This window comes from Paenibacillus sp. RC21 (assembly GCF_044907935.1).
Classification (GTDB): Bacteria; Bacillota; Bacilli; order Paenibacillales; family Paenibacillaceae; genus Paenibacillus; species Paenibacillus terrae_A.
The window spans coordinates 213,342-235,848 of the sequence record NZ_JBIYCS010000004.1 but is presented as its reverse complement, the minus strand read 5'-3'; the positions used below and the strand labels follow the sequence as shown (position 1 = coordinate 235,848).

The 22,507-nt window shown below is 47.4% G+C and carries 17 protein-coding genes; 13 read left to right on the top strand and 4 right to left on the bottom strand.

The window, feature by feature from the left end:
• Positions 1-131 precede the first annotated feature (131 nt).
• The 7 genes from ABIA61_RS14615 to ABIA61_RS14585 all read left to right on the top strand — a co-directional run bounded on the left by ABIA61_RS14615 (position 132) and on the right by ABIA61_RS14585 (position 7,922).
• Positions 132-1,295: an AI-2E family transporter gene (locus ABIA61_RS14615; RefSeq protein WP_283653637.1), complete on the top strand. Its 1,164-nt coding sequence runs from the start codon at positions 132-134 to the stop codon at positions 1,293-1,295.
• A 128-nt stretch (positions 1,296-1,423) separates the two neighbouring features.
• Positions 1,424-2,443, top strand: a complete 1,020-nt coding sequence (locus ABIA61_RS14610) for an LLM class flavin-dependent oxidoreductase (protein ID WP_404580916.1) — start codon at positions 1,424-1,426, stop codon at positions 2,441-2,443.
• A gap of 229 nt (positions 2,444-2,672) precedes the next feature.
• The gene (locus tag ABIA61_RS14605) at positions 2,673-3,566 is read left to right on the top strand and encodes an ABC transporter ATP-binding protein (RefSeq protein WP_283653627.1); all 894 of its coding nucleotides are present in this window, start codon (positions 2,673-2,675) and stop codon (positions 3,564-3,566) included.
• Positions 3,567-3,576: 10 nt separating this feature from the next.
• The gene (locus tag ABIA61_RS14600) at positions 3,577-4,377 is read left to right on the top strand and encodes a hypothetical protein (RefSeq protein WP_404519403.1); all 801 of its coding nucleotides are present in this window, start codon (positions 3,577-3,579) and stop codon (positions 4,375-4,377) included.
• An 85-nt stretch (positions 4,378-4,462) separates the two neighbouring features.
• Positions 4,463-4,939, top strand: coding sequence for a glutathione peroxidase (locus ABIA61_RS14595; protein ID WP_014278523.1), 477 nt, complete (start codon positions 4,463-4,465; stop codon positions 4,937-4,939).
• Between the two features lie 387 nt (positions 4,940-5,326).
• Positions 5,327-6,688: an FAD-dependent oxidoreductase gene (locus ABIA61_RS14590; protein ID WP_283653624.1), complete on the top strand. Its 1,362-nt coding sequence runs from the start codon at positions 5,327-5,329 to the stop codon at positions 6,686-6,688.
• Positions 6,689-7,073: 385 nt separating this feature from the next.
• Positions 7,074-7,922, top strand: coding sequence for a formate/nitrite transporter family protein (locus ABIA61_RS14585; protein WP_283653623.1), 849 nt, complete (start codon positions 7,074-7,076; stop codon positions 7,920-7,922).
• On the opposite strand, the gene ABIA61_RS14580 is transcribed toward ABIA61_RS14585, so the two are convergent.
• Positions 7,874-8,089: a hypothetical protein gene (locus ABIA61_RS14580; protein ID WP_404580915.1), complete on the bottom strand. Its 216-nt coding sequence runs from the start codon at positions 8,087-8,089 to the stop codon at positions 7,874-7,876. The genes ABIA61_RS14585 and ABIA61_RS14580 overlap by 49 nt on opposite strands.
• Before the next feature lie 193 nt (positions 8,090-8,282).
• On the opposite strand from ABIA61_RS14580, the gene ABIA61_RS14575 reads away from it, so the two are divergent.
• The 3 genes from ABIA61_RS14575 (at position 8,283) to ABIA61_RS14565 (ending at position 12,314) form a co-directional block, all read left to right on the top strand.
• Positions 8,283-10,415: a molybdopterin-containing oxidoreductase family protein gene (locus ABIA61_RS14575; RefSeq protein WP_404580914.1), complete on the top strand. Its 2,133-nt coding sequence runs from the start codon at positions 8,283-8,285 to the stop codon at positions 10,413-10,415.
• 47 nt (positions 10,416-10,462) lie between these two features.
• Positions 10,463-11,716 carry an MFS transporter gene (locus tag ABIA61_RS14570; protein WP_404580913.1) on the top strand — a complete coding sequence of 418 codons (1,254 nt, stop codon included), beginning with the start codon at positions 10,463-10,465 and terminating at the stop codon, positions 11,714-11,716.
• A gap of 103 nt (positions 11,717-11,819) precedes the next feature.
• The gene (locus ABIA61_RS14565) at positions 11,820-12,314 is read left to right on the top strand and encodes a GNAT family N-acetyltransferase (protein ID WP_283653620.1); all 495 of its coding nucleotides are present in this window, start codon (positions 11,820-11,822) and stop codon (positions 12,312-12,314) included.
• A 108-nt stretch (positions 12,315-12,422) separates the two neighbouring features.
• Here ABIA61_RS14565 and ABIA61_RS14560 read toward each other — a convergent pair whose 3' ends face one another.
• Together ABIA61_RS14560 and ABIA61_RS14555 are read right to left on the bottom strand one after the other, a co-directional pair.
• Positions 12,423-12,971: a GNAT family N-acetyltransferase gene (locus tag ABIA61_RS14560; protein WP_044646191.1), complete on the bottom strand. Its 549-nt coding sequence runs from the start codon at positions 12,969-12,971 to the stop codon at positions 12,423-12,425.
• An 84-nt stretch (positions 12,972-13,055) separates the two neighbouring features.
• Positions 13,056-13,781 (bottom strand): copper amine oxidase, encoded by a 726-nt coding sequence (locus tag ABIA61_RS14555; protein ID WP_283653619.1) that lies wholly within the window; start codon positions 13,779-13,781, stop codon positions 13,056-13,058.
• A gap of 208 nt (positions 13,782-13,989) precedes the next feature.
• On the opposite strand from ABIA61_RS14555, the gene ABIA61_RS14550 reads away from it, so the two are divergent.
• Positions 13,990-15,669 carry a glutamine--tRNA ligase/YqeY domain fusion protein gene (locus tag ABIA61_RS14550; RefSeq protein ID WP_283653618.1) on the top strand — a complete coding sequence of 560 codons (1,680 nt, stop codon included), beginning with the start codon at positions 13,990-13,992 and terminating at the stop codon, positions 15,667-15,669.
• A gap of 184 nt (positions 15,670-15,853) precedes the next feature.
• On the opposite strand, the gene ABIA61_RS14545 is transcribed toward ABIA61_RS14550, so the two are convergent.
• On the bottom strand, positions 15,854-17,077 hold the full coding sequence (locus ABIA61_RS14545; RefSeq protein ID WP_283653617.1) for an MFS transporter: 1,224 nt from the start codon (positions 17,075-17,077) through the stop codon (positions 15,854-15,856).
• Between the two features lie 513 nt (positions 17,078-17,590).
• Here ABIA61_RS14545 and ABIA61_RS14540 point away from each other — a divergent pair.
• A complete protein-coding gene (locus ABIA61_RS14540) occupies positions 17,591-19,435 on the top strand; it encodes a motility associated factor glycosyltransferase family protein (protein WP_404519406.1) in 1,845 nt (614 codons plus the stop codon).
• The gene (locus ABIA61_RS14535) at positions 19,432-22,338 is read left to right on the top strand and encodes an Ig-like domain-containing protein (RefSeq protein WP_404580912.1); all 2,907 of its coding nucleotides are present in this window, start codon (positions 19,432-19,434) and stop codon (positions 22,336-22,338) included. Before ABIA61_RS14540 ends, ABIA61_RS14535 begins: the two co-directional genes overlap by 4 nt.
• Positions 22,339-22,507 lie beyond the last annotated feature (169 nt).

The following is a 22,507-nucleotide window of genomic DNA, read 5'->3' as shown; positions in this document are numbered from 1 at the left end:
TATGCTGTCGTACAACTTTGTTTGCTTTTGTGTTTATTCGGGTATAACCTTGTATATTTTGATCTAAGAATATATCTTAACGATATGAAGGGTCATTACACTCATTTGCTTAAAGAGAAGGGGAATGTCATGTGGAAACAACTCCGGCATGGAAAGACCGATTCAAAAAGTTTTTTCTGAACAACAAGTTTGTGTTATTCCTGCTGGTACTGCTGCTGATCGGCTTAAATGTATTGGTGCTTACCAAAATTTCGTACATATTTACCCCCGTTATTGTGCTGCTGAAAACGATCATTCTCCCAGTCATTTTGTCCGGAGTTTTGTACTATCTGTTCAATCCGCTGGTTGATGTACTGGAGCGCAACAAGGTCAAGCGGATATACTCCATTATTGTGCTGTATTTGCTCATCATAGGGATCATTACCATCGTGATTACATCGGTAGTGCCCGTGATCCGCGATCAGATTCAGGGATTGATTCAAAATGTGCCTGCATATAGCGAGCAAGTACAACAACAGTTTGAGAAATTAATTGGCAGTGACTTCGTGAACCAGTTCCAAAACACGATTCAAATCAATCCGTCGGAGCTGGCCTCCAAAGCTTCTGAAAAGTTATCTGCCTTCATTAATAATATCTGGGCAAGTTTGGGAAGTTTTTTGGGTGTAGTCACAGAAACGGTGCTTGCGATCGCTACGGTTCCATTTATTCTGTTCTACCTGCTGAAGGATGGACGCAAGCTGCCACAGTCGGTGCTGAAGATGTTCCCGCCTATGTTTCGTAAAGAGACTGATCGCATTATGACCGAAATGAATCATCAGGTCAGCTCATATATCCGGGGGCAGATTATTGTCAGCTTCTGTATCGGGGTGCTGTTGTATATCGGCTACTTGATCATCGGACTGGACTATTCTCTGACGCTTGCCGTCATTGCGTCCTTTACGAGCGTTGTTCCTTATTTGGGACCTGTGATTGCCATTACGCCTGCATTAATTGTAGCTTTGGTAACATCTCCGGTTATGCTGCTCAAAATGGTCATTGTATGGACAGTCGTACAGCTCATTGAGGGTAAATTTATTTCTCCGCAAATTATGGGCAAGTCTCTCCGGGTGCATCCAATCACGATTATCTTTGTCATTCTGACGGCGGGCAATCTGTTTGGAGTGGTAGGGATTATACTGGCGGTTCCGGGCTATGCTGTATTGAAGGTTATCGTCACACATCTGTTTAGTTTCTTTAAAAAGCGTTCTCATCTTTATGAAGCGGATAAAGTGAAGGCGAGCCTCAACGAAAAATAAACATTTCCAATTCCTGTGTGAAATCAATTTTTCAGGGTAAATCAAATTGAGTCCTCTTGGGTAACTGTGGCTTCTCGTGCTATAATTAATGCCTATTCTTATTCCCAAACAGAAAGGTCAGACTTTATATGATAAAACTCAGCATTCTTGACCAATCTCCGGTATCGGAAGGCATGACGCATGCGCAAGCATTACAAAAGACCGCTGAGCTTGCTATAGAGGCGGAGCGCTTGGGCTATCATCGCTTTTGGGTATCAGAGCATCATGCTGCCTCTAATCTTGCTGGTTCCAGCCCGGAGGTATTGATTTCGCATCTGGCCGCTCGTACCCGGGCAATTCGAGTGGGATCAGGGGGTGTGATGCTGCCGCATTACAGCGCTTATAAAGTAGCGGAAAACTTCCGTGTACTGGAGGGCTTGTACCCGGGGCGCATGGATTTGGGCCTGGGACGTGCCCCGGGAGGCATGCCAATCGCTACCAGAGCCTTGCAGGAGGGCAAAATTAGAGGTGGCGTCGATCTGTACCCTGAGCAGTTGGATGACCTGCTAGCTTATTTGCATGATAGTACAGGCAGTGAGCATCGCTTCGGCTCATTACAGGCGATGCCGCTCGTAGAAACCGTGCCAGAAATGTGGCTGCTAGGCTCCAGCGGCGACAGTGCAGGGCTTGCAGCCGAACGCGGCGTGGGCTTCGCATTTGCGCAGTTCATCAACGGCGAAGGCGGCACAGGAGCGATGAAGGAGTATCAGGAGCATTTTAAGCCTTCGCAGCATAGTGACCGTCCACGTTCGCTTGTCGCTGTATTTGCTATCTGTGCGGATACCGAAGAGGAAGCCAACCGATTGGCTTCCAGTATGGACCTGTCCCTGGTGTTGCTAGAGCAGGGAATGCGTTCCGCTGGCACACCTTCCGTAGAAAAGGCATTGGCCTATCCGTATACGCCATATGACCGGATGCGCATCCGCGAGAATCGCAAGCGTATGGTGGTTGGCTCACCCGAGCAGGTGAAGCACCAAATTGAGCAATTGAGTGAGGCTTATCATACACAGGAAATCATGGTGGCAAGTATTATTCATGACTTTGACGCCAAGTTGAAATCCATACGTCTCATGGCTGAAGCATTTGGGCTGCGTTCTGTACAGTCTTGATGTTGTCTGCCGGATATTAGAAGATCACAGCTTTGAGGAGCTGTGGTCTTTTTTTGTGAATTTTCGGGTCATTTTCCGTGAAATGATTCCTATGCTAAGGGAATATGCCAATCAATACTTGATAATGATTATCAATATCTTTATTATATAAAGATAGAATGAAGTTTTGATGAATAACGTGCGTTAAGCCCGTGACTATATATTAGATAAGGGAAAGGAATGATTCCGAATGTTTCGTCTGAAAACGGCTAATCTGGATATTGCTTATGAAGATCGGTTGATTGTGGAGGATCTGAACGTTGAAATACCGCAAGGGAAAATCACAGCATTGGTGGGCGCAAATGGCTCCGGCAAGTCCACCATTCTGAAGACGATGGCTCGCATCATGAATCCTAAAGGCGGCAGCGTTCTGCTCGATGGTAAATCCATTCATAAGCAATCCACCCGGGAGGTAGCGAAGCAGTTGGCTATTTTGCCGCAAAATCCGACTGCACCGGAAGGATTGACTGTGACGGAACTGGTATCTTACGGACGTTTCCCCTATCAAAAAGGCTTTGGCTCTATGAAAGCAGATGATCGTAAAATGGTAGAGTGGGCCATTCAGGTGACAGGAATGAGCGAGTTCCACGATCGCCCGATCGACCAGCTTTCTGGCGGGCAGCGCCAGCGTGCATGGATTGCCATGGCGCTTGCGCAGGATACGGATATTTTGTTTCTGGATGAACCGACTACCTTTTTGGATATGGCGCATCAATTGGAAGTGTTGCATTTGTTAGAGTATTTGAACACTTCGGCTGAACGTACCATTGTCATGGTCGTGCATGATTTGAACCATGCAGCCCGGTACGCCCAGCATATGATCGCGATCAAAAAAGGGAAGGCCGAGGCTGTAGGAACGCCAACCGAGGTCATGTCCCCTGACGTGCTGCGCGAGGTGTTCGGTATTGAAGCAGATATCGTAACAGATCCTCGTACAGGTGTACCGCTGTGTCTTCCATATGCTTTGGCCGGACAACCAGCGGTAAGCCAAGCCGCAAAGGGATTGAAACTGGAAGAGAATCAACTGGTGGGCTCCGTTTCCGAGCGGCGTGAAGCCAGACCACAGGTAGCGGCAAGAGGATAAAGGAGACCTAATGAAACCACTGGATTATGATCAGCTTGAGCAATTAGCGCGAATAGTGACAGACACACCTGAAGATGCGGTATACTCCGGGCCCGTGGCAGAATGGCTTGAACCGGATAAGCTTGGCTCTGTGATGGAGTATTATGGTGAGTTGCTGCGTGCGGAAGACGGCTTGACCACAGCCGTTTATTTTGTAAACCAGCTGCGAGGTCTTGTGTTTGCTCAGCATTTTATGGTGTCTTTGTGTGAACGCCGTCTCGATCTGTCCGTTTCCAATCTCAGATTTCATATTTGTTATCAAGGGAAATATCCCGCCATCAGCTTTCAGGTCATCGACCAAACAGAGCTGGACAACAACAGGCAAGACGAGCATCATTCATCCGGTCAAGCGCAGCAGGTGTTGCGTGACTTTTACAGCTTGCAGATCAGACCGATACTGGAGGCGATGGCTTCGGCAGGAGGTGCATCTGTTGGACAGATGTGGGGACAATTTCCGCTGACTTTGCTGTATTTTAAGGATAGAGTCCAGCCATCGCTAACCGATCCACAGGATGTGGAGCATTTTGAACAAGATTATGATTATGTGACACGGGAGCTGGAGGGAGAGGTATTCGGGCGTAAAAGAAACCCGTTTACGGTTCGTCTTGTTGAGCTGGATAACCCTTACCGTCCCGGTGAGAAGGCATATATGAAACCGTCCTGCTGCCAATATTACAAGACAGGTGGAGGTCAGCGGTATTGTTTTGCGTGTCCAAGGATGTCTGTTTCAGAACGTGAAGAACGCAGACTCGAAGTGGTGGCGTCTCGCTAAAGTCGAGGGATGTTGGCGTGTCTGTCTCGTTTTGGGTAAAATAGGTGATGAAACTTAAACCAAGCGAAACAAAGGAGGGTGCTATATGTCTGTCTATTCACATCATGCCGTAACACCAGCGAATCAGGAGGTTCCTCTGGATACCTACACCGGTAAGGTGCTGGTCATCGCGAATACCGCAAGCAAATGCGGACTTACCCCGCAATATGGGGATTTGCAAAAGCTATATGATGAATATAAGGATCGGGGACTGGTTGTATTAGGCTTCCCTTGTAACCAATTTGGCGGTCAGGAGCCGGGCAGCAGCGAGGAAGCGGCTGAATTTTGCCAACTGAATTACGGGGTTAATTTCCCGGTATTCGCTAAAGTGGACGTTAACGGTCCGGATACAGCACCTCTGTTTGAATATTTGAAAAAGCAGCAGCCTGGAGAGCAGGAAGATGGCACGATTCAATGGAATTTCACGAAATTCATTGTGGATCGTGAAGGTGTGCCTGTGGGGCGCTTTGAACCCAAGGAATCACCAGAGGCGATGAAAGCGGCTATCGAGCAACTCCTGTAATAGCTTCCAGCTTAGTCAGAAATATACGTTTAGATAAGGTCGAATCTTCGTTGTTTTCCGAGATTCGGCCTTTTTTCGCTTTCTGTATTTCACATTTGATTGTTCGTTGCAGTAGCATTTGGAAGCCTGATAAAAAGGCATAATCAAGCCCCATACGGGAAAAACTGAATGAAGCAAAGAGGCGTTGCAGCAAACGACTAACGTTGTATCTTCCTGACTTTAAAAAATGTGGACAAATTGTGAATATCATAAATAGCTATTGTAATGTGAAAAATATCACACTATAATAAGTGCATGAAGTGAAATAAATCACAATCAACAAAGTAGTTACGTGAAACAATTCACAATTATTATACATTTTATGCCCACACCAAGGAGGAATTCAACATGAAAGTAGCAGTTATCGGATGTACACACGCAGGTACGGCAGCCATCGTCAACACAGCCAAATGCTATCCAGATGCAGAAATTACCGTTTACGAGCGTAATGACAATATTTCGTTTTTATCCTGTGGTATTGCACTGTACGTAGGTGGTGTCGTCAAAGATCCGCACGGATTATTTTATTCTTCCCCGAATGAACTGGCTGAGCTGGGTGTCGTGACCAAGATGCTTCATGAGGTAACGAATGTCGATACAGCAGGTAAAACGCTGCAAGCACGCAATCTCCAAACAGGAGAAGAATTCACGGACACCTTTGATAAATTGATTGTAACTACAGGCTCGTGGCCTATTATTCCGAAGCTGGAAGGTATTGAGCTCGATCATATTCTGCTCTGCAAAAACTATAATCATTCCAATGACATCATTGAGAAAGCCAAGCATGTACAGAACATTACAGTTGTCGGAGCCGGATATATTGGTGTTGAGCTGGTGGAAGCTTTTCAAATGAACGGTAAGAACGTTACGCTGATTGACAGCGCGGATCGTATTTTGAATAAATATTTGGACCCGGAATATACAGACCGAATTGAAGGTTCCTTGAAGGAACATGGCATCAAGCTGGTGCTGGGAGAAACAGTGAGCCGTTTTGAAGGAAGTAACGGTAAGGTGAATAAAGTGGTTACATCCAAAGGAGAATATGAAACAGAGCTTGTTATTCTCTGCATCGGCTTCCGTCCTCAAACGGATCTGCTTAAAGGTCAGGTAGACATGCTGCCCAACGGCGCGATCATTGTGGACAATTATATGCAAAGCAGCTGCCCGGACGTATTTGCCGCAGGCGATAGCTGTGCAATACGCTACAACCCGACAGGCAAAACGGCTTATATTCCATTGGCAACCAACGCTGTTCGTATGGGTACGCTGGTGGCACGCAATTTGGTTCAGCCGACCATTGCCTATATGGGAACACAGGGAACTTCGGGTATTAAAATTTATGAAGATAATATTGCAGGAACAGGTTTGACGGAAGCGGCAGCAGCGGACGAAGGCATGGCTGTAGAGGCTGTAACCATTGAGGACAGCTACCGTCCTGAATTTATGCCAACCTCGGAAAAGGTACTGCTGAAGGTTGTATATGAGCAGGAAACACGGAGAATTGTCGGGGCACAAATTATGTCGAAGGTAGATTTGACCCAATCGATTAATACCCTGTCGGTGGCGATCCAAAATCATATGACCATTGATCAACTGGCCTTTGTGGATTTCTTCTTCCAGCCGCATTATAATAAGCCTTGGAATTTCTTGAATGCAGCGGGTTTGCAAGCATTGCCGCTGATATCTGAACGGAAGCCAGTTACCGTATAATTCATTTTGTCTGTGACATTGTTCATAAGTTTGTCAACAATATGAGACGTACAGATGAATCCTTATAGTACAATATAGAGAGCATAAGGATTAGGGGGTAAGTGATTTATGGATTTGTTTTATATCCTTTTTCTTGTAGCCGTGGCGCTGGTAGGACTCGGAGGAGTTATTTGGTTCCTGAGGGCAGTTGAAAAGGAAGAATATAACTAAATCATAGGCACTTAGTGGCGCGGTAGATGCAAGAATACACGAAAAACAGTCCTTTATCCAAGGGCTGTTTTTTTAATATTCATTAAAGTGATTTTTTTCACAAACAAAATCACTGATTTTAAATAAAATATGAGAGAGAACATTCGAGTGAAAAGATGTTAAAGGAGCGGAATATATGGCAAGTTATAAACCGGGGCAGATTGCTGAAAAGACGGTGGAAACAGGAGTGGCCAAAGCGAACAATCCATGGACTGTGGCAGTGGTATTGGGATTTTTGGCAGGTGCATTTATTGCGCTTGGATTTTTGCTGGATATACGTGTTATCGCAAGCGCGCCCAAAGAATGGGGAAGTATTGCTACTTTTATTGGAGCAGCCGTGTTCCCTGTAGGTCTGGTATTGGTATTGATCGGAGGCGGAGAATTGCTGACCGGTAATATGATGGCTGTGCCACTGGCGAGATGGGCAGGACGGATCAAGACCGGGGCGATGTTCCGTAATTTGGCGATTATTACGCTTAGTAATTTTGCGGGCGCGTTGTTTGTTGCCTTTTTCTTTGGTCATGTGCTGGGTTTAACCGAGACAGGACCTTATTTGGACAAAGTGGTGGATATGGCGGGACACAAGCTGCATGAAAGCTTTTTGCAATCGTTTATATCCGGTATTGGATGTAACTGGCTGGTAGCGCTGGCTGTATGGCTGGCGTATAGCACGGATTCGATCGGTGGCAAAATTATGGGGATCTGGTTCCCGACGATGGCCTTTGTAGCTATCGGATTCCAGCACGTTGTAGCCAATATGTTTCTGATTCCGGCGGCTATTTTCGCAGGTCATTTTTCATGGGCAGATTATGTCATGAACTTCATTCCGGTTTGGCTGGGGAATTTGGTGGGAGGAAGCATGTTCGTAGCTGGAGCTTACTGGTTGGCATATTTGAAAAAGCCTCATTCCGCTGTACATTCTGTGAATGATTCATCTCAGGCATCTTCATCTACTGCAACAACTCCGTTGAGTGACCATGCTTGATTAAGCAGCGCTTTGGAAAAATGGGAACAAAGTAAATCCGCCATGACAGGTCCGGGGGAACGAAACCTGTCATGGCGGATTTTTTTGGGAGTGGTCCATGATTTGGCATGGAGGATGAGTGTGCTCTCGTCCATAATGCCTTGATCTCTTTTACCCTTGGTATTCATTACTGAAACAGGTATTGTCAAAAATAATATAGAATATTAGAAATCCGTTTTGCTGTGAGCAGCAAGCGGATTTTTTGAGCTTTGTGGACGGATTTGGGTTGGAAAAATCCTTCTCTTGCCATAGGACATAGCTGTATATATGATAAGAACAGTGTAATTTTTGGAAACGGTAATGGAAAGGAGCATCAACATCATGGATCATCGCAACAGCGCGTCTCCTGAGGCTGTGCTTCAGCAAGACTTGCAAGGGAGGCAGCGAGTGACGGAGCGTACGGACGGTATTTTTCCGGCTGTATGTCCGCTGGATTGCCCGGATACGTGCGGGCTCCTGCTTCACAAGGAAGATGGAAAGATCGTCAAGGTGACCGGTAATCCGGATCATCCTATTACGAAGGGGGCCATTTGCAACAAAGTTCGCAATATGACGGAGCGAGTGTATGACCCCGAACGGCTGCTCTATCCGTTGAAGCGTGTAGGTCCCAAGGGGCAAGGGAAGTTCGAACGAATTAGCTGGGAGGAGGCAGTGGATACCATTACAGGCCGCTTCAAGGAACTGATTCGCACGGACGGACCGGAATCTATTCTCCCCTACAGCTTTTACGGCAATATGGGCGTGTTGAGTGTGGACGGGATGGATCGCCGTTTTTTCAATGCGCTGGGTTCAAGCCAACTGGACCAGACGATTTGCAGTGTGGCTGGGAATGAAGGCTGGGCATCCGTCATGGGTTTTAAGGGTGGCACCAGTCCGGAGGATACAGAGGATGCTGACCTCATTATTGTATGGGGTGGAAATGTCATCAGCACCAATATGCATCAAGTGGTATTGGCTGAGAAGGCACGTAAAAAAGGTGCCAAGGTGATCGTCATTGATGTCCACCGCAATCGGACAGCGCAATGGGCGGATTGGTTCATTCCGCTCTACCCGGGAACGGATACTGCGCTCGCGCTGGGTGTTATGCACGTACTGTTCGAGCAAGGGCTGACGGACGATGAATTTTTGCGCCGCTATACGGTCGGTCATGAGGAACTGCGCGAGCATGTGAGGGCATATACCCCGCAGCGGGTCTCACGTATTACAGGTGTGCCGGAGGCAGATATTATTCGTCTGGCGGAGATGTATGGACAGGCACGAGCGGCGTATATCAACATTGGCAACGGGCTTCAACATCACGATAATGGCGGCATGAATGTACGCGCGGTTACATGCTTGCCAGCGCTCACCGGGCAATGGCTGAAGCACGGCGGGGGAGCATCACGTTCCAATGGGGCTTACGGCAAATTCAACGGTGCCAACCTGGCGCGTCCTGATCTGCGTAAGAACCCGGATGCCCGGGCGATCAACATGAACCAAATCGGCGAAGCGCTGCTACAGAAGGACGAGCCGATCAAGGCGCTGTTCGTGTATTGCAGCAATCCGGTTGTCGTAGCACCTGATGCTGATCGGGTGACGCAGGGGTTTGAACGGGAGGATCTGTTTACGGTCGTTCACGACCTGTTCCTCACCGATACGGCCCGCTATGCGGATATTGTACTGCCTGCGGCGTCTTCTTTTGAAGGCACAGACCTGTATAAATCGTATTGGCATCATTATATCCAGATGCAGGCGCCTGTCATTGCACCACTCGGGGAAAGCAAAAGCAACTATGAGCTGTTTAGCCTGCTCGGACAGGCTATGGGCTTTGACGAGGCTGCTTTCACGGAAAGTGAAGAGGACATGGTCGCGGGTGCACTTGATAACCCGACGAATCCTTATCTCAACGGTGTGACTTTGGAAGCCTTAAAAAAGTCACCTTTTGTCAAACTGGACATGACGCCAAAGGCTACCTATCTGGATCGTCTGACTACGCCTTCGGGCAAGATTGAGCTGTATTCGGAAAAGATGAAGCAAGCGGGTCTGCCCGCGATGCCTTCGTATGTGCCGCTGATTGAAGGATACGACGGAGAGCATCGACCGCAAGCGGACGAGCGGTTTCCGCTGATGTTTATTTCGCCGCCGAATCATAATTTTCTGAATTCCACGTTTGCAAATTTACCCAAGCATCAGCGGCTGGAACGGGAGCCTTTGCTGCAAATTCATCCGGAGGATGCTCAGGCAAGAGACATCGCGGACGGTGATCCGGTTACTGTATGGAACGACCGGGGAACGTATGAGCTGAAAGCCAAAGTCACGGATCTGATGCTGCCTGGTACGGTGATTAGCCAAGGGTTATGGTGGGAAGGTAAAGGACGCAGACAGCGTGCCAATGTGTTAACCTCTGACCGACTGTCGGATATGGGGCGGGGGGCTACTTTCTTTTCAACGGTGGTGAATGTGAAGCGTCAATGAGATAATGTTTTTTTATGGTGTCAGATGCTAAAGGAGAAACAGAATATATGAAATGGTTGGATTCTTATCCGAAAGAAGTGAAAGTGTTTCTTGTCGCCAGCCTGATTAATTCCGCCGGAAGCTCTCTAATGTGGCCGTTGGTTAGCATGTATGTGTTTGACGAGCTGCACCGCAGTATGGGAGATGCGGGGATTGCGATTTTGGTGCAGTCCCTGGGCGGGATTTTTGGTCAGGTGCTAGGAGGAGCCCTTTATCACCGCATTGGGGCCAAAAAACTGATTGTCGGCTCGCTGGCAATGAACGCGTTGGGACTTCTCACGCTTCCATTTACCAGCGGTCACTGGGTTGCGTTTGTTATTATGATGGGCTTTATCGGCTTTTTTAATGTCGTATCTGTGCCCGCAATTCAGGCATTTGTAGGTTTTCGCTTTGCTGACCGTCGTGGAGAGCTGTTCAACATTATCTATGTTGCCAATAATATAGGGGTGGCGTTGGGTACGGGACTGAGCGGCGTTCTGGCTGATCTCTCTTATCAGCTCAGCTTTGTCATGAACGGGATTACCTCTGCGGTATTTGCCGGGTTTTTCTGGTTCTATCTGAGCAGGGTCGACCGGGAAGAGGGGGAAGTTCAGCTCAGCAAGTCCGTGAAGAAAAGAACAGAGGAAATACCAGCGCGGCTGCTTTTCCGTGATACCAGGCTGTATCTCTTCGTTGGGTTGGGCTCGCTCTTTTTATGGTTCGGTAATTCGCTCTGGAATACGGGCGTATCTCCATATATTATTGAGCAGGGCTTGCCTAAAACGATGTACGGGCTACTATGGACACTGAACGGTGTGCTTATTTTTGCTGCACAGCCGATTATTTTCTGGCTCAAACGTCTTTATGCCCGTCACGCTTCGGCTCAAATGACGTGGGCAGGGGGATTTTATTTGGCAGCTTATATCGTCATGTTAGGCACACAGAACTATACGGGGATGATATTCGCCATGGTTTTGGCGACCCTGGGAGAGATGCTGATCGCACCAGCGGTTCCGGCATTTTTGTCCGACCATGGAGGTCGGGGAGCACCCTTTTACATCGGGTTAGTCGGGGGGATTGGCGCTGCCGGACGGGTGATGGGGCCTTATATTATGGGGAGGCTATATGATGGCGGAGGTCTGCCACCCACACTTTGGCTGGCAGCGGGCGTGGCGGTTTTGTCCATCCTGTTCTTTATTCTGCATAGCGGATTGAACCGTTCCCGCTGTGAAGAGGATGCTTTTGAGACTACTACGTCCAAGGCAGACGTTTCCAGTACTTAAGTCCTAATAAAGACTGTGACAAGCCCGTGATTATGGTACAATAAATGACGAATGGTTGCTGCCTATACTTCAGGAACGCCTTCACAGGAAGGATTGAAAGAAATTGCTTACAAGTCAACCCCTGACGATACGTCATTCGGAGATGAAGGATGCTCCTGATCTGATTGCGCTGGATGAATTGGTATGGAATGAACGAACGGCCCCCGCCTCGCTGTCATGGAAGTCGCGTGGGGAGTTTTTGCGCAATACGCCTCCGGGCTCTCAACTGGTCGCTATCGAACAGGGAGTGCTCTGCGGTTATATCGGATTTCGTTCTCCAACGCTGTTGGCTAGTAATTGCCATGTGTTAGAAATAAATATAGCCGTGCATCCAGCCTATCACCGCAACGGTATTGGGATGGCGCTTATGAACGCCATGAAGGATATTGCAGCCGCTGAGGGCATTCGCAAATTAAGCTTGCGGGTACTCTCGTGCAACACGGAGGCCCTAATGTTTTATGAAAAATGCGGATTCTCGATCGAAGGACGTTTGCATGAGGAGTTTTACATAGCGGGCCAATTCGTGGACGATGTGTTAATGGCCTATTTCTTAAAATAGACATGGATTCTATAGCTCAATCAGCTTCTTATAGCATCCTATAAGCCGTTCATAAGGAACAGCGCCGCAGACCCTAAACGGGTTGCGGCGCTGTTTTATGGTGCAAGGTTACCGAAGCTGTTTCCACTCGCTCTGGAGCATGCCGTACACAGCATGGTTCATATAGCCGTCGGGCAGCAGTTCCGCTTCGCGGATAATACCTTCGAGCACGAAGCCCAGACGCTCCGGGATCCCCCGGCTGCGGCGGTTGGTGGTGGCGCAACGGATTTCGATCCGGTGAAGGTCCAGCTCTATCAGCGCATACTCGATGAATACGCGGCATGCGCTGGTCATAAGACCTTGTCCTTCGTAACCGTGTCCAAGCCAGTATCCAATGCTGACCGAACGGTGAGTCCAATTGACTTCATGGTAGCTGATGATGCCAGCCAACTCATTATCCAGCCAGATTCCGGCGGTCACGCTGCCGTTCTCTGCGGCTTGCTTTAAGGCGCTCTGCACAAACTGCTCTGTGTGGCTGACTTCCGTAGTGGAATCCACCCATGGAAGCCACTGACGCAGGCGGTCACGGGACATTTCGATCAGCTCAAACAGAGGCTGCACATGCTCCTTGGTGAGCGGACGAAGGACGGTGCGTTCGTCCAACGCGTATGTAAACATGATTGATCCCCTCTTTCACTCGGAAAATCGCTAAACCAGCCAGTCTAGCATTTAATCCCATGCTACCTTATTCTGCGAGAGTCGTCAAAATGGAGAGGAAGCTGCAAACTCAATAGGTCCCACCCGGAACCGTCCATGCTCATATACATACTTCAGCTCCAAATCCCCTACAAATTCGGTTGGGGATACGCTGCCCGATACGGTGGCGCGTAGAGGACGTTGTTCGGCATCGTACATGACGACAGAGCTGAAATCGAGGCGGTCTGTAAAATGGGCTGGATCATCGTAAAACGCCGATGCTTTAGGGTCGAGCGTGTGTGTGATGCCATCAATCGTGACTGTAATATGCACCTGCTGGTTGTGGTCACACAATTCTACACTGCTGTGAACCCGCCGGGACACAGCATCTGCCGCCGATTCAACCGGATATTCGTCCATGGTCTGTGCGTTGACGATATGAAGCTCCTGCAATTCGACACCTGTGCCTGAGGCGAGGGTCAGGATGACTACAGCTTCGTGAACGCCATCGCCGTTTACATCCGTATAGTACAACTGTGGTGCGGTGGCGACATCTGCTGAGCCTGACCATGCGAATGTACGACGCTGCTGGCCGATTTTCAGCGTGGCTGTACGGAATAGCCCCTGGGACGGCTCCTCAACATACAATTTTACGGATGAGTCTTCAGGAGCGACGGCTAACGGACGCGATTGTATGGGTTCAGGTGCCGGATCCGGTGAAGGATGACCGGAAATTATACTGGAAGAGGACAAAAGCATAGACAGCAGGATCACGATGAGTAGCTTAAACACGGGTGGGTTCTCCTTTTCCGGGTAAAATAAAAGATATATACACTATAACGAATTTATTTGTCAGAAATGTTAACTCTTTTTCATAACTTGTTACTTTTTGGGCTGAAGAGGGCATAAGGTTTTTCATTTTATTGAGTTATGCGGTGTGAAAGGGTATATTTAAGGGAACAGATTTTGTACAGATTACACGGAAGAAAGGTTGATTAGCGTGGAGAAGCCGATCACTCCCCCCAATTTTATTAAGAGTGTCATTGAAGAGGATTTACGTACCGGTAAGGTAAAGGAAGTTGTTACACGATTTCCACCGGAGCCGAACGGATATTTGCACATTGGACATGCCAAAGCCATCTGGATCAATTTCTCGTTGGGAGATGAATTCGGAGGACGCACCAACCTGCGTTTTGACGATACGAATCCGGCGAAGGAAGACACGGAATACGTAAACTCCATTCAGGAGGACGTGAAGTGGCTGGGTTACGAATGGGAGGAGAAACATTTTGCCTCCAACTATTTTGACGAAATGTACAAGCGCGCCGTTTTGCTGATCCAGAAGGGTAAAGCCTACGTGGACGATCAAAGCGCGGATCAAATCCGCGAAACTCGTGGCACACTGACCGAACCGGGGCAAAACAGTCCTTACCGTGAACGTAGCGTGGAGGAAAATTTCAAGCTGTTCGAAGAAATGCGTGCAGGGAAATACCAAAACGGTGAAAAGGTGCTGCGTGCCAAAATTGATATGGCTTCGGGAAACATTAATTTACGTGATCCGGTGATTTACCGTATTTCGCATACCGAGCATCACAACACGGGTGACAAATGGTGCATTTACCCGATGTATTCCTACGCTCATCCGCTAGAGGATGCCATCGAGGGTGTAACGCACTCGCTCTGTTCGCTGGAGTTTGAGGATCAGCGTCCGTTGTACGATTGGGTTGTAGCCGAATGCGAGATGGAAAAGGTACCGCACCAATACGAATTTGGACGGTTGAACCTGGCTCAAACCGTAACCAGCAAGCGTAAGCTCAAGCTTCTGGTAGATGAGAAGCATGTAGACGGCTGGGATGATCCGCGTATGCCAACGATTTCCGGCTTGCGCCGCCGTGGCTATACGCCGGAAGCGATCCGCAGCTTTGTATATGAGACGGGCATTTCCAAAGCCTATGGCGTGATTGACCTGCAAGTGCTGGAGCATTTTGCACGTGAGGACTTGAAGCTACAGGCACCTCGTACAATGGCGGTCATTGATCCGTTGAAGGTGGTCATTACGAACTATCCTGAAGGACAGGTTGAAATGCTGGAAGCGGAAAACAACACGGAAAATCCGGAGCTGGGCATACGCCAAATTCCGTTTTCGCGTGAGATTTATATCGAGCGTGAGGATTTCATGGAGAATCCGCCGAGCAAATACTTCCGCCTGTTCCCAGGCAATGAAGTACGCCTCAAGCATGCTTATTTCATCAAATGTAACGATGTCATTAAAGATGCGGATGGTCATGTAACGGAAATCCATTGTACCTACGATATAGAAACCAAGAGCGGATCCGGCTTCACCGGACGTAAAGTCAAAGGCACAATCCATTGGGTGGAGGCTACTCAGGCCGTTCCTGCTGAATTCCGCCTGTATGAGCCTTTGATTAACGCAGAAGATCCGGAAGCGATTGAAGAGGATGGAACGGAAAAAACCTTCCTCGACCAATTGAATCCGAACTCTCTGGAAATTGCTCACGGCTTTGTCGAGCCGAATATGAAGGAAGCACAATCGCAGGACAAGTTCCAATTTTTCCGTCATGGTTATTTCAGTGTCGATCCGAAGCTTTCCAAGCCGGGTGAGCCTGTATTCAACCGTGTAGTATCACTGAAAAGCTCTTTCCAATTGCCCAAGCAATAGTTATTGGACAGCGTGGGACGAATGGTGGCCTCGTGTGACCAAGTCAAAAAGGAGTCTGCCATCGGCAGACTCCTTTGCTTTACGCTCACGGGCTCCATATATAATGATAGTTGGCGATACTAGACATCCCTGTCTGTAAGGGGCAAGCAAGAGAAGAAAAGGGTGTTATATTCCTCGGGTGTTGTTAAGGGGCTTCTTCTGCTTGTTTGTGGTCTTCGGCATGACAGGGCTTGTAACCGTTCTTGTACAGCATATACCACATGATGGCGAATCCTATAAAGCCGAGCAAGGCAAAGAAGACACCTGCATTGTACATCATTTCGCCACCGAAATTCTGGAACAGCCAGCCTCCTGCAAAGCCTGCTACAATGCCAGATATCCCACTCCACGTCAACGTATATACGGCCTGCCCGGATGAGCGGTAAGCTATCGGTGTGAACAGGACGGTCAACTGGGTGCCTACATAGAAATATCCACCGAAGGTGACGCAATGAAGTGCCTGAATGAATACGATCTGAATCGGGTCCGTGGCCAAGGCCATGAGCTCCCAACGTAAAGCAAACAGCAAACTGACAAGGGCCAGACAGCCGACCATTACTGTCATTTTTTTCTTCAAAAAGCGGTCGAACAGCAAAAAAACAATAATTTCGAATATCGATGACATAAAGACAGCAAAACCCAGCATCAGCTTGGACCCGCCCAGCTCGGTGATATACAGGGACATAAAGGCGCTGTTGATCGAATTCGGAATGGATACCAAGATACCCAACAAAATGAAAGATATAAAGTATCCGTTCATTAAAATGCTGCCAAAGCCACGCAAATGAATGGTTGCCGTTTCAACGCTGCTTTTCAGTGGTGGAATCGCCAGGGTACAGATCAGGGCAGCCAGAAGCAGCACAGTAAAGATGGTGGATATACTGGATATTCCCGTTTGGTCAATGATCAGGCCAGCTACTGCCGCCGTCACAGCCCAGCCGAAGGAACCCCATATGCGGAAGGAGCCGAATTTCCGGTCCGTGCCCTCAATGTAGCTGAGAATGAGACTGTTACTTTGGGCGAACAAAGGACTTTGGAAGAAATAAAAACCGATCATCGACACATAAATCATGACATACGTATGGACATGAAATAAAGCTTGCAGCAGCAGTAATGTACCTGTAATCATAAACAGTAAAATACGCCGAAGGTTACGACTCCGGTCACTGGTATATCCCCAGAAGGGATTCGCGAATACCGATACAAAAGGCCCAATCGCCATCAGGCTCCCGATCTCAAGCTTGTCCATGCCGATCTCTTGAAGATACAACGGGAAGAAGCTGGAGAAAATGACCATGGCTCCATACAGAAAAAAATTGTACAGCTTTAAGGAGTATAGAGGAGTCTCTTGAATTTCTCTATTTTGCAAGGCAAGCCATTCCTTTCTTAGCCCGGTAGAGAATAAAGCATAGGATGCCGATCTATGGGAAGGTTCTCTATCCAATGTATCATGTGTTGAAAGGGTTAACAAACCAATAAATTAACAATTATGTAATATTTATTCGAGGATACTAATTCGATAATAGTTTAAGCAAACTTAATGACTATTGCGTTATTTTGTTGGTTTTTATTTTTGGTGCTCCAAGGGGCGACATGTAGATGAACTGCAGCGTTTGAGTCTATATATTGTTGGTTCAAGCAGATACTTGGTTGGTTACAAAATCCTTATTTAAAAATAGGTTCTTAAGACCTAAAGTTTATACAAAGAATAGCCGATACTTAATCCATAATCAGGGTGATTTAGGATTATTTTTTTCTGATTTAAAATATAATGACGCAGATATTACATAAAACTAGAATATTATTCCTTATAAGGGAATATATGGGTTTATCTGACCTATATCGTTGGTTTTATGAGATATCGGATGGAAAGGAATGAAAAATGGCATCGCAGCATCGTAGAGACAATTCCTTGTACCGCCGTTTTCCTCGGCTTCATCTGCTTCAGGCAGGAGAAGGATATGAGTTGCTGGCTTCTAAAACCAACGAGCCCAACATAGCACTGACTCGTGAGGGGCGATCATATTATTTGCATGATCCTGAGCAGCCTGGGCGGGAAGCAGAGCTATTTGTTTTCGATTTTAAAGAAGTTAAACCTCAAGCGCACGTGATTTTTTTTGGAGTAGGACTAGGGTATCATATCCGCAAATTTTTGCGTAGACACCCAAATACCAGCTTCTCCATCGTCGAGCCGGATACTGGTGTGATGAATATTTTTTTGCAGCACCTGAATGAAAACGACTGGCTGGCTGATGAGATGATCGAAGAAGTTATGGTAGGAGCAATTACTGGGGAGACGCTCGGTACACTGCACAGGTTGATTGATCGTGTATCTGGAGTGCTGGTTGTTCCGTGGCTCCCGTATCGCTCTTTATTTACTGCGGAACTGAAGAAGTTTAATGAAATATTGTACAGGATGGTGTCCAGCAAGAAGGAGAAAATGGCTATCAACCATGTTTATGAGAAAAAGTGGGCACTAAACAGTATGCATAATATTCCCTTTATTTTACATAGTTCGGATTTTCTGTACACGGGATCAGAGCATATTGCAGGCAAGCCAGCCTTAATAATATCAGCTGGTCCTTCCCTTAACGACGAAATTGAGCACCTGCGCTACATTCGGGAGAATAATCTTGCGTACCTGTTTACGGTAGGGTCGGCAGTGAACACGATGGTGGAGCATGGCATATACCCGCATGGCACGTTCAGTTATGATCCGAACGAATACAACGTAAATGTCATTCAAAAGGTGATCGACAAGGGAATTGATTCTATTCCACTCATTTTCGGCAGTACGGTCGGTAAACACACACTTGATGATTATCCAGGTCGTCTTATGCATGTCATCATCTCTCAGGATGAGCTCTCCATGCACATATTGCGCACACCGGAGGGACATAAACCGACGATTATTAACGATGCTCCTTCTGTAGCGGTCATTGCACTCCAATGTATGATCCGGATGAAAGCAGACCCTATTGTGCTGGTGGGGCAAAATTTAGCTTATCGTGATGAACAATATTATGCTGAGGGGATTACTCATGCCCAAGGTGTTCCAGCTAGTGCGGATTTGCCGCGTGTACAGGGCGTTCATGGCCAGCAGGTGGTTACACGACATTCTTTTATCAAAATGAAAACAGAGATGGAATTTTACATCAGTACAGCGAAGGGAACTGAATTTATTAACACAACATGTGAAGGCGCTGCTATCAAGGGAACATCTTTTCAGAACTTGGAAGAGGTAATCCAGACGCGGTTAAAAGGTCCGATTGAGGATTCGTGGCTGCAAACCAGCAGTAATTCGGAATACGATCTCTTGTATCTGAGGTCACGCATTGAAGAGCTTCAGCGGGCTGAAGAGGCCTTTCAAGCAATTATGGAACAGATTCACCACGCTCTGCTCGATATCAAACATAAGCTCAGTCTGAAGCAGTTTAATATGCTAAACGTGTCCTTTGGGCAGTTTGATAACTTGTTTGCCTCATTAATAGGCAATTGTTTTTTCAAAATATATGTTTTGCCTCGCCAGCGTATGCGGTATGAGTTTTTGTACAGTAAAATGGACGCCATTCGGAGCAGTAGGAATTCTCAGATCAGAGGGGAGCAAATTCTGCTGTACTTCGGGGATTTCATATGGAAATGTCAGCAAGATTATATGGAAATTAAGAGTGAGATCCATGAATTTCACCGTTCCATTCACACCCAAATAAAAGGAGTACGTATATGAGCAAGAAAAAAAGAAATAAGAATCATGTAAATCGAATGATTAAGGCAAGTGTACTGACAACACAGGTACTCAACCTGGCAAACCCTTATATTTCAGCGGCGTTTGCATCAGAGAGTGTAAGTAACAACGCGACGGAGAATGTATCCGTTTCTGACGGGTTCGTCCAAGAAGCTTCTTCATCCAGCGTGGTTTCATCGGTCTATATGAAGGCGCAAATAGACGAGCCCCCATACTATACATGGCTTTCACCTCAGGCAAGCGGCGTTTCTTTTTATGAAAATCTGTTTATGGCATTCAGTGAAGAGGTGCAACTGGGAGCAGGCCATCTGGTGGTGCATCGGCAGGATGGGAGCGAAGTGGGAAGAATAAACGTAAGCGGAGGAACGGTTACAGGGGGAGATATACGTTTCAGTGGCCAAAGTGTGGTGATGAAACTGGATCACCTGCTGACGGATAGTACAGACTACTATGTAGAGGTCAGCTCGGGGATGTTTGTAGACCGTGCAGGCCAGGGAAACAATGCAATTTGGGACAAGAACACGTGGAGCTTCCGGACAGCAGACGCCACAGCGCCGAAGCTGGTAAGGAAAGTATCACCGGAAGGTTCAGAGCTAAGTGGATCGGGCCCAGTTGCAGGCTTTATGATGGAGTTTAATGAGCCGATGAAGTGGGGCCAGGGGTATGTAAGGCTGCACGAAGCCTTGGGAGGAACCGTGGTACGAGAGCTGCGGATAACCGGAGCCGGGAATTCGAATTTTATGCTAAAAGGCGAGGAAAATATAGCGTACATTGAGCTATCAGGTGAACTGGAGGAAGGAAAGTCGTATTATCTGGAAATCACCTCGGGAGCGCTGACGGATTTGGCGATGAACCCGTATGTGGGGATGCATACACCGGAGGATTGGACGTTCCGCGTACGAGATGAGCGCCCATATTCTATCTATACATATCCCCGTGAATATGCACATACGCTCACGCCGGATTTGGGAATAGCCTTTAGCGAAGAAATGCAACTGGGCACAGGCCGTCTTGTCATGCATCGGCAGGATGGGAGCGAAGTGGGAAGAATAAACGTAAGCGGAGGAACGGTTACAGGGGGAGATATACGTTTCAGTGGCCAAAGTGTGGTGATGAAACTGGATCACCCGCTGACGGATAGTACGGACTACTATGTAGAGGTTAGCTCGGGGATGTTTGTGGACCGTGCAGGCCAGGGAAACAATGCAATTTGGGACAAGAACACGTGGAGCTTCCGGACAGCAGACGTCACAGCGCCGAAGCTGGTAAGGAAAGTATCACCGGAAGGTTCAGAGCTAAGTGGATCGAGCCCAGTTGCAGGCTTTATGATGGAGTTTAATGAGCCGATGAAGTGGGGCCAGGGGTATGTAAGGCTGCACGAAGCCTTGGGAGGAACCGTGGTACGAGAGCTGCGGATAACCGGAGCCGGGAATTCGAATTTTATGCTAAAAGGCGAGGAAAATATAGCGTACATTGAGCTATCAGGTGAACTGGAGGAAGGAAAGTCGTATTATCTGGAAATCACCTCGGGAGCGCTGACGGATTTGGCGATGAACCCGTATGTGGGGATGCATACACCGGAGGATTGGACGTTCCGCGTCCTAGATACGCGCCCACATCGTCCTAAGGATAAAGAAACGTCTGATCAGGATACTTCGTCTGCTGCTTCCCCAACAGAGAACAAGACTGGTGTTGTAATAGCAGACGCTAAGACAGCATCCGATAAGAGCAGTACTATTCAACTTATCGGTTTGAATGATGGAGACGCGGGTCAAGCTCTAAATGTTACAAATGTTGACCAGAAAGAACTGGTGGTGGATGCTTCTGGCTATAGTGAAGCAGCAAAAGTGAGTATACCTTCCGCCTTTTTACAACAATACGCGAAAGAAAACACAAATCTGCCGATTAGCATACGAACAGCAGCAGCCCAGTTTACTCTTTCTACTGAACTGATCGACAAATTAGTCGCATTATATCCAGAAGATAGTCTGACAGTTGAAATTTCGTCGTTGACAGGCGAAAACGGTGCACAAGTAAGACAAGCTATTGCTGACACGGGTTTAGCGGGTGTTGTGGTAAACCCGGTTGATTTCAAGCTTATGGCCGGAGATCACGAGATCACTGAATTTTTCGGTCACTACGTGGAACGGAAGTTAATTCTGGATCATGAAGTTGATCCTGAGCACGTAGCGGCCGTATGGTTCGATCCTAAAACAGGCGCGTTATCGTCAGTTCCCGTGTTGGTTCGGAATGTGAATGGCCAAACAGAGGCAATCATCAAATCAAATCATAACAGTATTTATGCTGTAGTATCAGCAGACAAAAAGTTTAAGGATCTGGAGAATCATTGGGCGCAAAAAGATGTGGAGATGTTAGCAAACAAGCTGATTGTCAAAGGTGTCCAGCCTGATATTTTTGAGCCGAATCGAGCTGTAACAAGAGCTGAATTTGTGGCATTGCTTGTGCGTGGGCTCGGTATGCAGGAAAAGCCGTTAACGGAACATTTTACGGATGTGAAAGAAAACGCCTGGTATGCTGGTAGTGTGGGAGCTGCAATGGAAGCCGGCCTGATCCGTGGTTACGGGAATCGGTCATTTGGACCAGAAAAATTGATTACCCGTGAGGAGATCGTGGTTATTACCGAAAAGGCAGCACATTATGCCCAAATTCTGAATGCTGGCCCTGCTAGTGAGAAATATAAAGAGATATACAGCGATGCATCCGCTGTTTCTCCTTGGGCTCAAGAGGCTATGGCGAAGGCTACAGAGCAAGGCTTAATTAAAGGCGTCTCCCCCGGCTTGCTTGCCCCTAAACAGCAGGCGACCCGGGTGGAAGCGACTTCCATACTGAAACGGTTTTTGCAACTCATTAAATTCACGAATTAAAAAGCAATGAACTAGATGAAGAGATAAAGAGGTACTTTCTATTTTCAGGCGATCCAGATGGATCGCCATTTTTTATTCTTTATCTGGATGCTATGATTAGAGCTGTCCCTTTTTTTGAAATCCACTTATATAACAGGAAATCCTCGAAGTGATGGCTCTATTCTGTAAT